Source organism: Pseudomonas sp. B414, from assembly GCF_055408445.1.
This window is the reverse complement of record NZ_JBUZTQ010000002.1, coordinates 298,455-312,239: the sequence shown is the minus strand read 5'-3', so window position 1 is coordinate 312,239 and position 13,785 is coordinate 298,455. Positions and strand designations below refer to the sequence as shown.

The window sequence follows — 13,785 nt, the reverse complement described above, 5'->3', positions numbered from 1 at the left end:
CCTTCCAAAAGGGACTCGCTGTAAGAGCGAAACCAATATTTCAGTTATATAAAAATGCCGGATATGTACTCATTGAGCCAGTTAAAAACAGAACCCCACTCAAACAGGTTATAGCGAATTGACCCTGGCATAGCGCTTGCGCGATGAGGTTCAAGACGGTATCTACAAATACTTGCGTACCGGCGTAGCCTTTTCGGTGCTTTTCTTACCTGTCTTTATGGAGCCGTTATGACCGTCAGCCAACGATTCAAGGAACTGCATGAGAGTACCCGTCTGTTCGTCATGCCCAATGCATGGGACGAGGGAAGTGCTCGACTGATTCAGCACCTGGGCTTTACCAGCATTGGCACTACCAGCGCCGGTATCGCCTATGCACAGGGCTACCGCGACTCTTCAGCGCAAATGAATGACGAAAACAGGTTCGCTACCATAGAACGCATCGTCCGGGCCGTGAACATTCCTGTCAGTGCAGACCTCGAAAACGGCTTGGCCGAGGATCTGAAAGGCGTCGAGTGCAACTTCAAACGCATTCTGGATATGGGCTGCGCAGGAGCGTCCATAGAAGACATCTGTAATTACGAAGATCCCGCCAAACCCGTTTTCTTTGACCGAGAACAAGCCTGCGATCGCGTGCATGCTGCCTGCGAAGCTGCTCATGGCCTTGATCGCGATTTTATTGTGACGGCCAGAACCGACTACCTGCTCGGCGCGCATGACTATTGTTTAAGTGAAGTGATTGCACGCCTGAGCGCATTTGAGAAAGCAGGAGCAGATTGCTTGTTCGCTCCTGGCCTGAAATCGATTGAAGACGTAAATATCGTCCAGAGTGTACTGACCAAACCTCTTAATGTGCTGCCAGTGCCCGGTATGACAATTGAACAACTCAAGGCGGCGGGCGTGCAAAGAGTCAGCGTTGGCAGCTCGCTATTTCGGGCAGCCTATACGCAGATATCAACCGTACTGGAGGGACTTGAACAACCCGACGGGCTGGATTTTATGCAAGGAATAATGGGTTTCAAACATCTGGATGAAGTGATGCGCTAAGCGTCGACCCATCCTGCTTGCAGCAGCTGCCGAGGAACGAAGGCTGCGTTCCTCGGCAGTTGCAAAGAATTGCGTGCCCCCACGGGAGCTCTGAAACAATTTTTTACAAGCCAACCTTCGGGTTTTGCGGTTCTCATCCGTCCTACATGGATAAGCAGTCGCTTCTCATTGGCGATTACACACCCGCCCTGCCGCGAGTTTGCCGTTTCCCATGTCCAAAAAGTCCCGTTCTAAACTCTGGTTTCTGGTTCACAGCTGGCTGACCCTGCCCATCTGGTTCTTTGTATTGATTGTCTGCGTGACCGGCACACTGGCCGTGGTCAGCCAGGAGATCGTCTGGCTGGCCACCCCCGAGGCCCGCGCCAGCCAGCCCTATGATGATGCACCGCTGCTGACCTATGAGCAGGTGCTCACCGCCATTCACAAGGCCGAACCGGCACTGGCCGTGCAGTCGATCAGCCGCCCCGACGAGTCGCACTTCGCCCTGGTGGCCGATGTGGTGTACCCGGACGGCCGCTCGCCAGAGCTGTATATCAACCCGTACTCCGGGGCAATCCAGGGTGAAAGTCCCAGTTTCAACTTCAAGGCCTTTACCCGCGCCCTGCACGGCTGGTGGCTGGTGCCCTTTACCAATGGCTACAGCTGGGGCTGGTATCTGGTGTCGTTCCTCGGCCTGCCTTTGCTGGCGTCGCTGGTTACCGGCCTGGTGGTCTACAAGAAGTTCTGGAAGGGCTTTTTCAAACCCAACCTGCGCTTCAAGCACGGGGCGCGGATTTTCTGGGGCGACTTTCATCGCCTGTGTGGCATCTGGTCGATCTGGTTTATCGCAGTGATTTCCATCACTGGCCTGTGGTTCCTGATCCAGGCCTTTATGTTCGATAACCAGATTTCCATCTCGACCGCCGGCAACCCGCCGGTTGTGGCACGTCAGGATGTGCCGATCATGGCGGACGGCAAACCGGCGCCGCAGATCAGCCTCGATCAGGCGGTGAAGATCGCCGCCGAAAAAATCCCCGGCCTGGAAGCCAGCTTTGTCAGCCTGCCCAGCAATGCCTACGGGCATATCGAGGTCGGTGGTCCGGGCTGGTATCCACTGCTGTTCCAGACCGCCGATATCAACCCGTACAACGGTGCCATCGAAGGCTCGCGGATGATTGCCGACCGCTCTGGCCTGGAGCTGGTAACCGAATCCATGCGCCCGCTGCACACCGGTGATTTTGGTGGGCTGTGGGTCAAACTGATCTGGTTCTTCTTCGGCTTGATCCTGAGCATGATGGTCTTGAGCGGCCTGCTGATCTGGACCAAGCGCATGGCCCTGGCCACCGCCAATGCCCTCAAGCGCAGCGAAAAACCCCAGCGTGTACGCAAGACCCGGACCGTTACCGCAACCGAAGAGGCCAATGTATGAGCAAGGCAATGGCTGCACCGCCTGCGTCTTCCCTGCGCCGGTTTTGGCACAAATGGCGCTTTCACATCAATATTCTGCTGTTGTTGGTGCCGCTGGGTTTTATGCCCAAATACTTTGCCGATGCTTCGCTGTTTCGCGGCGACAGCGGCCTGGGCGAGCGCGAAATCGGCACCGTGCAGGTCGGCCCCTGGAGCCTGCAACTGGCCGAGTTGCGCAACGAAGCCCCGCGCCCCGACGGCCCGGCTGGCTATATGAAGAGTTTTAACGCGGCCCTGTGCGAGACCTGTGCCGATCAGGTCAAGGCTGCCTACCTGCGGATCGGCAAGCCGCGCAGCCTGCGGGCCGCCGGGGTGATTTTTTTCGGCACGCCTTATCGCATGGGCGCCACCATGCCGATCCCGGAACGCACCAAGGCCGACGCCGAGCTGTGGATCACCCTTGAGGGGTGGGACGGCTCCATGCATCAGGCCTCCATCCCCCTGAGTCAGGCCTCACCGGCAACGGTCGCCTGGCTGGCCCAACGAGGAGCCAAATAATGCCTTCGCGTTTGTTGAACAAACCTGCCCTGGCGGCAGGGTTTATCGCCTTGCTCGGCTTTTGCGGCCAGGCCCTGGCCCATAACCCGATGTGCGAGTGCAAGGCCGTTGAAGACGGGCAGATCCGCTGCACCGGCGGGTTTTCCGATGGCAGCGGCGCCCCCGGGGTCACGCTGGACGTGATCGGCTACGACGAAACCATTCTGGTGCCCGGCAAGCTGGGCGCGGATTCGACCCTGACCTTCAAACGCCCGGATGCCGAGTTCTATGTGCTGTTCGACGCAGGCCCAGGCCATATCGTCGAGATCGACCAAGCCGATATCGAGGCCCCATGACTACTCAAGTCGTACGCCCCGCTGGGGCCGGGCATGAAACCCTCTACGTGTTGCTGTTGTGCCTGGTGATTCTGACCGTGGCCGGTTCCGTGGTGGCCTGGCGTTACGAGTCGCAGGAAGTGACCTCGGTGGCTGCCCACCAACTGGATGCACGCCGCGATCTGAATGCTGCCGAACAAGGCATCTACGCCGATCTGCGGGTCACCCTGGATGAAATCCAGCTGCTGCGCGAAGAGTCCAGCACCCTGCCGCAACCGGGACAACTGGCCGAAGAAGGCTTTGCGCCCTTTGCCAGCGATGCCAGCTCGGTCAGCCGTGGCAACCATGCCTGGCAGCTGCTGGGCGAGCAGGCGTACCTGGGCACCAGCCCCAACCCTGACGTGGCGGGTTCGTTCTTGCTGCGCATCGGCGACACGCCCGATATCTGGCTTAACCGTCAGCACGACGTAAGCCCGCCCGCTGATCTGAGCGATGCCGCCCTGAACCAGAGGGGCTGGCAGCAAGTGATCGCGCAATTCGATGCCGGGGTCACGCGCCAGCATCGTCACTGAACCCACCGCTAGACCTGAGAGAAGACTGCTCGCCATGTCGATTTCATCCGTTCTGCGTCGCCGCACCCTGCTGCTGGCCGCACTGTTTGTCGCTTGCCTGTCACCGCTGGCCTTTGCCGATGCTCCTGCGCCGCTGGCCAAGCCGCTGCGTATCGGTATTACCCTGCACCCCTACTACAGCTACGTGGCCAATATCGTCGGCGACAAGGCCGAGGTAGTGCCGCTGATCCCGGCCGGTTTCAACCCCCACGCCTATGAGCCCCGCGCCGAAGATATCAAGCGCATTGGTAGCCTGGATGTGATCGTGCTCAATGGCGTGGGCCATGATGATTTTGCCGACCGCATGATCGAAGCCAGCGAAAAGCCGGATATCCCGGTGATCGAGGCCAACCAGAACGTGCCGCTGCTGGCGGCTACCGGCAACGCCGCGCGGGGTGCGGGCAAGGTGGTCAACCCGCACACCTTTCTGTCGATCAGCGCATCCATTGCCCAGGTCAACAATATTGCCCGTGAACTGGGCAAGCTCGACCCGGCCAATGCCAAGACCTATACCGCCAATGCCCGCACCTACGGCAAGCGCCTGCGGCAGATGCGCGCCGATGCCCTGGCCAAGCTGACCGAGGCACCCAACGCCGACCTGCGCGTGGCCACAGTACACGCGGCCTACGACTACCTGCTGCGCGAATTCGGCCTGGAGGTCACTGCGGTGGTCGAGCCGGCACACGGCATTGAGCCAAGCCCCAGCCAGTTGAAGAAGACCATCGACCAGCTACGCGAACTGGACGTGAAAGTGATCTTCTCCGAAATGGACTTCCCGTCCACTTATGTCGACACCATCCAGCGCGAATCCGGGGTCAAGCTGTACCCGCTGTCGCATATCTCTTATGGCGACTACAGCGCCGACAAGTATGAAAAAGAAATGACCGGCAACCTCAATACCGTGGTCAGGGCGATTCAGGAGGCCGGCGCATGACTGCAGCTGAACGCCTGTCCATCACGACCTGCGGGCCTGGGGTGGAGTTCGAGCAGGTGTCGTTGACCCTGGGCCGCACGCCTATTCTCGATCACGTCAGCTTCAGCATCCGCCCCGGCAGCGTGCATGCGCTGGTGGGGCCCAATGGCGGTGGCAAAAGCTCGCTGATCAAGACCCTGCTGGGGCAAATGCCCCATCAGGGCCGCCTGTGCCTGAACTGGCCCGGCGAGCCGGGGCTGATCGGCTATGTGCCGCAAGCCCTGGAATTCGACCGTGGTCTGCCAATGACCGTGGATGATTTTATGGCCGCCATGTGCCAGCGCCGCCCGGCCTTTATGGGCCTGTCGCGCAAGGTCGCCCCGGCCATCGGCGAGGCGCTGGAGCGAGTCGGCATGCAGGACAAACGCAAGCGGCGTATGGGCGCGCTGTCCGGTGGCGAGCGCCAGCGTGTGTTGCTCGCTCAGGGCCTGATCCCGGCACCGCAATTGCTGGTCCTGGATGAACCCATGTCGGCACTGGACGAGGCCGGGGCGCAGGTGTTTGAGCGGCTGCTGGCCGACTGGCGCCAGGCCGGAGTCACAGTGGTGTGGATCGAGCACGACCTGGCTGCGGTAAAACGGCTGGCCGAGCGTGTGACCGGGCTCAATCGCCGAGTGCTGTTCGACGGCCCACCGGCGCAGACCCTCAGCCCCGAACGTCTGCTGAGCCTGTTTTCCACCCATCCAAAGGCCCACGGGAGCGCCCTTTCATGAGTTACGAAGCCTTCCGTTTGATGGTTCAGGGCTGGGCTTCTGCCGGTTATCTGCCCGAAGTACTGGCTTACGGTTTTGTTGTCAACGCCCTGCTCGCCGGCCTGCTGATCGGCCCGGTGCTGGGCGGGCTGGGCACCCTGGTGGTGGTCAAGCGCTTCGCGTTTTTTTCCGAAGCCGTGGGCCATGCCGCACTGACCGGCGTGGCCATCGGCATCCTCCTGGGCGAACCCTACACCGGGCCCTATGGCAGCCTGTTCGGCTATTGCCTGCTGTTCGGCATCTCGCTCAACTACCTGCGCAACCGCACCGGGCTGGCACCGGATACGCTGATCGGCGTGTTCCTGTCGGTGTCATTGGCCCTGGGCGCCAGCCTGCTGCTGATTCTGGCGGGCAAGATCAACGTGCATATCCTCGAAAACGTACTGTTCGGCTCGGTATTGACGGTCAACGGCAACGACTTGCTGGTATTGGCCGTGGTTGGCGCGCTGGTGCTGGGCCTGAGTTTGCCGCTGTACAACCGCATCATGCTGGCCAGCTTCAACCCGCAACTGGCCGCCGTGCGCGGGGTGGCGGTGAAATCCCTGGATTATCTATTCGTGATTCTGGTGACGCTGATCACCGTTGCCGCGGTCAAGGTGATCGGTGCGATTCTGGTGGGTGCCCTGCTGGTGATTCCGGCGGCAGCGGCGCGTTTGCTCAGCCAGTCGCTCAAGGGATTTTTCTGGATTTCGGTATTGATCGCCACCGTCAGCACCCTGTGCGGCATCTTGCTGCCCATTATTTTTGACCTGCCGATTCCGTCTGGTGCCGCGATCATTCTGATGGCCGGTATCGCCTTCGCCCTCGCCGCCATCGCCCGTGGCGTGGTGCCCAGCCTGAAAGGGAATATTGGATAAATGCTCACTCTGCGCAAATGCTTCCTGGCCCTGACCATCACCGGCCTGCTCAGCACCCCGTTGCTGGCGGCCGACACCGCAACCCAGCCAGTACGCATCCTCGCCAGCCTGCCGATCACTTACGGGCTGGGCGAGTTGCTGCTCAAGGACAGCAACGTGACCCTGGAGCGGGCCGCTGCGGCCAACCTGCCTGGCAGTCGGCAAAGCGCCTACTTCAGTGGCCGTGGTGCCCCGGCCTTGCACAAGCTGGCCACCCAGGCCGATGCGGTGATCGGCCTGCGCTCCGTGTGGAGCGACGACCCGCTGTACCCGATGGCGCGGCGCAGCAATATCCGTATTGTCGAGGTGGACGCGGCACGGCCTGTGGACGGCAGCCTGCCGGGCATTGCCGTACAGCCGGGCGTTCATGGCGATGGCCTGAACAGCCAGCCGTGGCTGACCAGCAACAATATGGGGCGCATGGCGGATGTGATCGCGGCTGATCTGGTGCGTCTGGCGCCGCAGGCCAAGCCGCAGATCGAAGCCAATCTGGCGAATCTCAAGCAGCGCCTGCTCAAGCTCAGTGCCGATAGCGAAGCGCAGCTGGCCAAGGCGGATAACTTAAGTGTGGTGAGCTTGTCCGAGCGCCTGGATTACTTGATCGGCGGGTTGAATCTGGAACGGGTCGAGGTGGATCACAAGGGTGATGAGACCTGGACGCCGGAGGCACTGCAGGCGCTGAGCGAAACACTGAAGGACAATGCTGTGGCGCTGGTGCTGGATCATCGCCAGCCTTCTGCCGAGGTAAAAAAAGCGATTGCCAAGGGGGGGAGTGAGCTGGTGGTGATCGGTGCCGATGGCACCGATCCTGTGGCTGAGTTGCAGGGTAATATTGAGGCTGTCGTGAAAGTACTGAGCCAGAAATAAACCCAATACACAACTCCTGTGGGAGCGGGCTTGCTCGCGATGGCATCGACGCGGTTCAACTGAAACACCGCGCCGTCTGAATCGCGAGCAAGCCCGCTCCCACAGGTTTGCGGCGTTCCGGTCAGCGGTTATGGCTCCCCTGCATCTGCTGGTCCGCATGGTAGGACGAACGCACCAACGGCCCGGACGCGACGTTTTTAAAGCCCATGCGCTGCCCCTCTTCAGCAAACCAGGCAAAAGTGTCCGGGTGCACAAAGCGCTGCACCGGCAAGTGGCTGCGCGAAGGCTGCAGGTATTGCCCCAGGGTCAGCATGTCGACATCGTGCTCGCGCAGGCGCCGCATCACTTCGAGCACTTCTTCGTCCGTTTCGCCCAGGCCCAGCATCAGCCCGGATTTGGTCGGCACATGGGGCACCTTTTGCTTGAAGTTTTGCAGCAAATCCAGTGACCACTCGAAATCCGAGCCCGGACGCGCTGCCTTGTACAAACGTGGCACCGTTTCCAGGTTGTGGTTGAACACGTCCGGCGGCTCTTGCGCGGTGATCGCCAGTGCCACGTCCATGCGCCCGCGATAATCAGGCACCAGGGTTTCCAGTTGCACGCCGGGTGACAGTTTGCGGATTTCGCGCAAGCAGTCGACAAAGTGCTGGGCGCCACCGTCGCGCAAGTCGTCGCGGTCCACCGAGGTGATCACCACGTACTTGAGGCGCAGGTCGGCAATGGCGATGGCGAGGTTTTTCGGCTCGTCCCCATCCAGCGGCCTGGGGCGGCCGTGACCCACGTCGCAGAACGGGCAACGCCGGGTGCAGATATCGCCCATGATCATAAAGGTCGCAGTACCGCCCGAAAAACACTCGCCCAGATTTGGGCAGGCCGCTTCCTCGCACACACTGTGCAGCTTGTGTTTGCGCAGCAGCGCCTTGACCCGCGCCACCTCGGGTGAGGTGGCTATGGGCACGCGAATCCAGTCGGGTTTACGCGGGATATCTTCGGTGGGCAGGATCTTCACCGGGATACGCGCAACCTTCTCGGCACCGCGCAATTTGACCCCCGTTTGTAGAGGTTGCGGGCGGGTGGCAACGGGCTGTTGTGCATTCATGACTGGGCTCCACTCTGGTATGCAATCAGGCCGAATACACCGGAAACAGTGCGCACAGTTCGCCGACCTGACGGGCAACCCGGGCCTCGATCGCGGCATCGCCCGGATGGTCGAGGATGTCGCAGATCCAGGTGGCCAGCGCACGGCACTCGGGGATCTGCAAGCCACGAGTGGTCACCGCTGGCGTGCCGATGCGCAGGCCCGAGGTCACGAAGGGCGACTGCGGGTCATTAGGCACAGCGTTTTTGTTGACGGTGATATGGGCGCGACCCAGCGCGGCATCGGCGTCCTTGCCGGTGATGCCCTGGCGAATCAGGCTGACCAGAAACAGATGGTTATCGGTGCCGCCGGAAACCACGTCATAACCGCGCTGCTTGAACACTTCGGCCATGGCCTGGGCATTCTTGATCACCTGCAACTGGTAGTCCTTGAAACCCGGCTCCAACGCCTCTTTGAAGCACACCGCCTTGGCCGCGATCACATGCATCAGCGGCCCGCCCTGCCCGCCCGGGAACACGGCAGAGTTGAGTTTTTTCTCAAGGTCGGCATCAGCTTTGGCCAATATCAGCCCGCCCCGTGGCCCGCGCAGGGTCTTGTGGGTAGTGGTGGTGACCACATCCGCGTAAGGCAGCGGGTTGGGGTATAAACCAACGGCAACCAGCCCGGCGACATGGGCCATATCCACAAACAGATAGGCCCCGACCTTGTCGGCAATGGCGCGAAAACGCGGGAAGTCCAGGGTCTTGGAGTAGGCCGAGAACCCGGCCACGATCATTTTTGGCCGATGCTCCAGGGCCAGACGCTCGACCTCGTCGTAGTCGATCAGGCCATTGCCATCGATGCCGTATTGCACAGCGTTGTACAGTTTGCCCGAAGAGCTGACTTTGGCTCCGTGGGTCAGGTGTCCGCCGTGGGCCAGGCTCATGCCCAGAATGGTGTCGCCCGCTTGCAGCAACGCCAGATACACCGCCGCGTTGGCCTGGGAGCCGGAGTGCGGCTGGACGTTGGCATAGCCTGCGCCGAACAGTTCCTTCGCGCGATCAATGGCCAGTTGCTCGACCACATCGACATATTCGCAGCCACCGTAATAGCGCTTGCCCGGGTAGCCTTCGGCGTACTTGTTGGTCAGCTCGGTGCCCTGGGCCTGCATCACTTGCGGGCTGGTGTAGTTCTCCGAGGCGATCAGCTCGATATGGTCTTCCTGGCGTTGCGCCTCGCGGGTAATGGCGTCGAACAGTGCAGGGTCGAAATCGGACAGGGTCAGGCTTTTATGGAACATGGGATTTTCCTTGTTATTAGAAATTCACGCAATGTGAGCAGAGCGCTATCAGCTGTTTGCGGCCACAAAGGCCTCATAGGCCTGCTGGTCCAGCAGGTCGTTGAATGCCGACATGTCTTCGATGCGAATGCGAAAAAACCAGCCGTCGCCCATGGGTGAGGCGTTGACTAGCTCGGGGGCATCGGCCAGTGCATCGTTGACCGCGACCACCTCACCGGTCAGCGGCATGGTGATATTGCTGGCCGCCTTGACCGACTCCAGCACTGCCACCTCGTGACCTGCATCAAACGCCCCCAGCTCGGGCACCTGCACAAACACCACATCACCCAGTGCCTGCTGGGCAAAGTCGGTAATACCGACAGTCAACTCGCCGGATGCTTCCAGGCGCAGCCATTCGTGTTCAGGGGTAAAACGCAGAGTGCTCATGGACTTTTCTCTTGTTATCAATGTGTCCTGGTGCAGGACGAACAGGCGCTACTGTTCAGACAAGAGCAAGGGCGATGCCAATTTGATAAAGTCATTTAAAATCAGATAGTTAGTATTAATTCTGAATTCTCTGACGAAGCCTTCGGAGCGAAATCGCTCCAGGCTTGGATGGGAGATGGTGGATGGGTCCTGCACAGGCGGGGCTGAAGCCGGATTGGAGCGAAAACGCTCCGGTGGAGCAGATTCATACCACTTTGTAGTCGCTGACGAAGGAACGAGGCTGCGATCGGCGGCAAAGCCGTCGTAAACCCGAATACTGCTGTGTCTGGCAAAACCGGGGTTCAGGATTTACGGTCGCTGCGCAACCGATCGCAGCCTCGTTCCTTCGTCAGCGACTACAGTACAACTCAGCGCGAGGGAATCCCGTACTTGCGCAACCGCTGCCCGATGGCGGTGTGCGAAGTCTGCAAGCGCGAGGCCAATTGGCGGGTCGATGGGTAGGTCACGTAATAACGCTCCAGCAAGGTCTTTTCAAAGCCCTGCATCGCCGCCTCCAGGCTCACCACTTCTTCACTGTCTGCCTTCTGGCCGGTCAGCTCGGTGCCCGCCAGCTCCAGATCACCGCAATCAATCACGTCGCCCTCGCTGGTTGCTGCCGCACGGAAGATAACGTTTTGCAGTTGCCGAACATTGCCCGCCCAGCGATTGCCCAGCAGCAACGGATGGGTCGCCACAGCCAGTTGGCAGGGCGAGCGGTGGATCTGCTCGCAGGCCTGGCGCAAAAAGTGCTCGGCCAGCAGCAGAATATCCATGCCGCGCTCACGCAACGGTGGCACCAGCAAATTGAGGACGTTGAGGCGGTAGTACAGATCCTCGCGGAAGGTGCCCTCCCTCACCATGCGCTCCAGGTCGCGGTGGGTAGCACAAAGCACTCGCACATTGACCTGTACTTCGCGCTCGCCGCCAATGCGCCGAAAGCATCCATCGCTGAGGAACCGCAGCAGCTTGGCCTGCAGATACGGTGACATCTCCCCCACTTCATCGAGAAACACAGTGCCACGGTCTGCCAACTCCAGCAGCCCCGGCTTGCCGCCACGCTGGGCGCCGGTAAAGGCCCCGGCGGCGTAACCGAAGAGCTCGCTCTCGGCCAGACTCTCTGGCAGCGCGGCACAGTTCAATGCCAGAAACGAGGCGTCGCGGCGGGCACTCATGGCATGACAGGCGTGGGCCACCAGCTCCTTGCCCGTGCCGGTTTCGCCCTGGATCAGCAGCGGCGCATCGAGGCTCGCCACTTTGTGCAGCCGCGTCTTGAGCTCTTCCAGCACGGCTGACTTGCCCAGCAAGGCCTCCAGCCCTTCAGCCGGGTCACGCAGCAAGGACGCCAGGCGCTCGCCAATACGGCTCGGCGGGTACAGGGTCAGCAGGCCACCCACCAGTACATCCGCACCGCCGCTGATAGGCGTGGCATCGAGCAGCAAATCGCTGCCCTTAAAGCTCACTTCGCACATGGGCAGGCGAAAGCCTTTATCGATCAGAGTACGGGCCAGGTCCGGTGCCGCGAACAGATTCGACAGCGGCTCGCCGGTGGGGTCACGCCCGTACAGGTCCGTCAGCCTGGGGTTGGCCAGCAGCACGCAACCATCAGGGTCCACGGCCATCACCGGGTCACTCATGGCGGCCAGCAAAGCCTCCAGTTGCAGGCGCCGACGCTGGCCCGGGAGGATATCCACCAGATCTACAGCCTGTACCCCTTTTACCGCCAACAAGGCGTGGTGCAGCTCGTCCAGCACCTTTTGCGACAGGGTGGGTGCATCGATATAGACATTCGGCGGGCTCATCTCCACCGCGTCCAGGTTGAGATTGCGCGCGCCCAGCAGCATCAGGATTTCCTGGGTGATGCCGACGCGGTCTTTGAAAGTGACGTGAATTCGCATGGCCAATCGCTCCCTGACAGCAAACAACGAGGGGGCGGCACGTGATGTGCCGCCCCCCGGGCAGAATCAATGTCGTGAAACGGCGATCAGTCGGTCTGGCAAGCCAGGTCCGCAACTTCCTGCTTGTTGCGCAGCACCGAGCGATAACCCAGGCCCAGTACCACAAACCACACCGGCACCATGTACAGCGCCTGGCGAGTATCGTCCTCCAGGGCCAGCAAGGTCAGGATAAACACGAAGAAGGTCAGGCAAACCCAGACCATTACCTTGCCACCGGGCATTTTGTACTTCGAGGCGCGATGCAGGTGATCGCGTTTTTTTCGATAGGCCAGGTACGACAGCAGGATCATCGTCCACACAAACATGAACAAGGTGGCCGATACCGTAGTGATCAGGGTGAATGCATCCATCAGGTTGGGCACCACATAAATCACCAGCGCCCCGGCCAGCAGGCAGATGCAGGAGAAGATCAGGCCATTGGACGGCACGGCGCGACGCGACAGGCTCTTGAACTTGCTCGGCGCGTCGCCATCCATCGCCAGACCGAACAGCATGCGGCTGGTGGAGAATACGCCGCTGTTGGCCGAAGAGGCGGCCGAGGTCAGCACTACGAAATTGATAATACCAGCGGCTGCGGGCAGGCCAGCGAGCATAAACAGTTCAACGAAAGGGCTCTTGTCGGCCACCACATCACGCCACGGGGTCACGGCCAGGATCGCAATCAGCGCGAACACATAGAACATGATAATGCGCAGCGGAATCGAGTTGATAGCCCGCGGCAGATTGCGCTCCGGGTTTTTGGTTTCTGCGGCGGTGGTGCCCACCAGCTCGATACCGACGAAAGCAAAGACGGCAATCTGGAAACCGGCGAAGAAGCCCATTACGCCGTGGGGGAACATGCCGCCGTCATTCCACAGATTGCTCAGGGAGGCCGAGTTGCCGGTCGGTGACTGGAATGCCGTGGTCACCATATACAGTCCGGTGCAGACCAGCGCACAAATGGCCACGATCTTGATCATGGCAAACCAGAATTCCAGTTCGCCAAACATCTTCACCGTGATCAGATTCAGCGACAGCAGCAGCGCTACGCAGCCGATGGCGGGTAGCCATAAGGGGATATCCGGGAACCAGAAATGGGTATAGCCGGAGATGGCGATAACATCGGCGATGCCGGTCACGATCCAGCAGAACCAGTAGGTCCAGCCAGTAAAGTAACCGGCCATGGGGCCCAGCAGGTCCGCGGAAAAGTCGATAAAGGATTTGTACTTGAGGTTGGATAACAGCAGCTCGCCCATGGCGCGCATCACGAAAAACAGCATGAAACCGATGATCATGTACACGAATATGATCGAAGGACCTGCAAGGCTGATGGTCTTGCCCGAGCCCATGAACAGACCGGTACCGATGGCACCGCCAATGGCGATCAGCTGGATATGACGATTGGACAGGCTGCGTTGAAGTTCCGGTTCTTGCGTATCAGGTCGCTGATTTTGCATGAATCATCCTCTTTATTGTTCTTGTACGGGGTCCCTGGATCAGACAAACATCATGTTTATCCGCAGCGGACAAAGGGACATGAGCACGTTCTGTGCCAGCCTCGTACAAGCGGTCAAGCGGGCCGTTTATGCGCCGTAGAGTCTGTTTGT

Annotated in this window: 14 protein-coding genes; 9 read left to right on the top strand and 5 right to left on the bottom strand. The window is 60.3% G+C overall.

Annotated features, from left to right (window positions below):
- The first annotated feature begins 228 nt into the window (after window positions 1–228).
- The 9 genes from ACZRMH_RS03575 (at window position 229) to ACZRMH_RS03535 (ending at window position 7,401) form a co-directional block, all read left to right on the top strand.
- Window positions 229–1,044, top strand: coding sequence for an isocitrate lyase/PEP mutase family protein (locus tag ACZRMH_RS03575; RefSeq protein ID WP_464012181.1), 816 nt, complete (start codon window positions 229–231; stop codon window positions 1,042–1,044).
- Between the two features lie 211 nt (window positions 1,045–1,255).
- A complete protein-coding gene (locus ACZRMH_RS03570) occupies window positions 1,256–2,452 on the top strand; it encodes a PepSY-associated TM helix domain-containing protein (protein ID WP_464012180.1) in 1,197 nt (398 codons plus the stop codon).
- Window positions 2,449–2,988: a thiamine pyrophosphate-binding protein gene (locus ACZRMH_RS03565; protein ID WP_464012179.1), complete on the top strand. Its 540-nt coding sequence runs from the start codon at window positions 2,449–2,451 to the stop codon at window positions 2,986–2,988. The genes ACZRMH_RS03570 and ACZRMH_RS03565 overlap by 4 nt, the downstream gene beginning before the upstream one ends.
- On the top strand, window positions 2,988–3,323 hold the full coding sequence (locus tag ACZRMH_RS03560) for a hypothetical protein (RefSeq protein ID WP_464012178.1): 336 nt from the start codon (window positions 2,988–2,990) through the stop codon (window positions 3,321–3,323). The genes ACZRMH_RS03565 and ACZRMH_RS03560 overlap by 1 nt, the downstream gene beginning before the upstream one ends.
- Window positions 3,320–3,874, top strand: a complete 555-nt coding sequence (locus ACZRMH_RS03555; RefSeq protein ID WP_464012177.1) for a DUF6162 family protein — start codon at window positions 3,320–3,322, stop codon at window positions 3,872–3,874. The genes ACZRMH_RS03560 and ACZRMH_RS03555 overlap by 4 nt, the downstream gene beginning before the upstream one ends.
- A 34-nt stretch (window positions 3,875–3,908) precedes the next feature.
- On the top strand, window positions 3,909–4,847 hold the full coding sequence (locus ACZRMH_RS03550) for a metal ABC transporter substrate-binding protein (RefSeq protein WP_464012176.1): 939 nt from the start codon (window positions 3,909–3,911) through the stop codon (window positions 4,845–4,847).
- Complete coding sequence (locus ACZRMH_RS03545) at window positions 4,844–5,599, top strand: metal ABC transporter ATP-binding protein (RefSeq protein ID WP_464012175.1); 756 nt, start codon at window positions 4,844–4,846, stop codon at window positions 5,597–5,599. The genes ACZRMH_RS03550 and ACZRMH_RS03545 overlap by 4 nt, the downstream gene beginning before the upstream one ends.
- Window positions 5,596–6,495: a metal ABC transporter permease gene (locus tag ACZRMH_RS03540; RefSeq protein ID WP_464012174.1), complete on the top strand. Its 900-nt coding sequence runs from the start codon at window positions 5,596–5,598 to the stop codon at window positions 6,493–6,495. The genes ACZRMH_RS03545 and ACZRMH_RS03540 overlap by 4 nt, the downstream gene beginning before the upstream one ends.
- On the top strand, window positions 6,496–7,401 hold the full coding sequence (locus tag ACZRMH_RS03535) for a metal ABC transporter solute-binding protein, Zn/Mn family (protein WP_464012173.1): 906 nt from the start codon (window positions 6,496–6,498) through the stop codon (window positions 7,399–7,401).
- Window positions 7,402–7,522: 121 nt separating this feature from the next.
- Here ACZRMH_RS03535 and lipA read toward each other — a convergent pair whose 3' ends face one another.
- The 5 genes from lipA to cycA form a co-directional block, all read right to left on the bottom strand.
- Window positions 7,523–8,500 carry a lipoyl synthase gene (gene lipA / locus ACZRMH_RS03530; RefSeq protein WP_464012172.1) on the bottom strand — a complete coding sequence of 326 codons (978 nt, stop codon included), beginning with the start codon at window positions 8,498–8,500 and terminating at the stop codon, window positions 7,523–7,525.
- Window positions 8,501–8,525: 25 nt separating this feature from the next.
- Entirely contained in the window at window positions 8,526–9,779 is a 1,254-nt protein-coding gene (gene glyA, locus ACZRMH_RS03525; protein WP_464012171.1) for a serine hydroxymethyltransferase, read from the bottom strand.
- A gap of 48 nt (window positions 9,780–9,827) precedes the next feature.
- Window positions 9,828–10,205 carry a glycine cleavage system protein GcvH gene (gcvH, locus tag ACZRMH_RS03520; protein ID WP_464012170.1) on the bottom strand — a complete coding sequence of 126 codons (378 nt, stop codon included), beginning with the start codon at window positions 10,203–10,205 and terminating at the stop codon, window positions 9,828–9,830.
- A gap of 407 nt (window positions 10,206–10,612) precedes the next feature.
- The gene (locus ACZRMH_RS03515) at window positions 10,613–12,139 is read right to left on the bottom strand and encodes a sigma 54-interacting transcriptional regulator (protein WP_464012169.1); all 1,527 of its coding nucleotides are present in this window, start codon (window positions 12,137–12,139) and stop codon (window positions 10,613–10,615) included.
- An 86-nt stretch (window positions 12,140–12,225) separates the two neighbouring features.
- Window positions 12,226–13,635 carry a D-serine/D-alanine/glycine transporter gene (cycA, locus tag ACZRMH_RS03510; RefSeq protein ID WP_464012168.1) on the bottom strand — a complete coding sequence of 470 codons (1,410 nt, stop codon included), beginning with the start codon at window positions 13,633–13,635 and terminating at the stop codon, window positions 12,226–12,228.
- Window positions 13,636–13,785 lie beyond the last annotated feature (150 nt).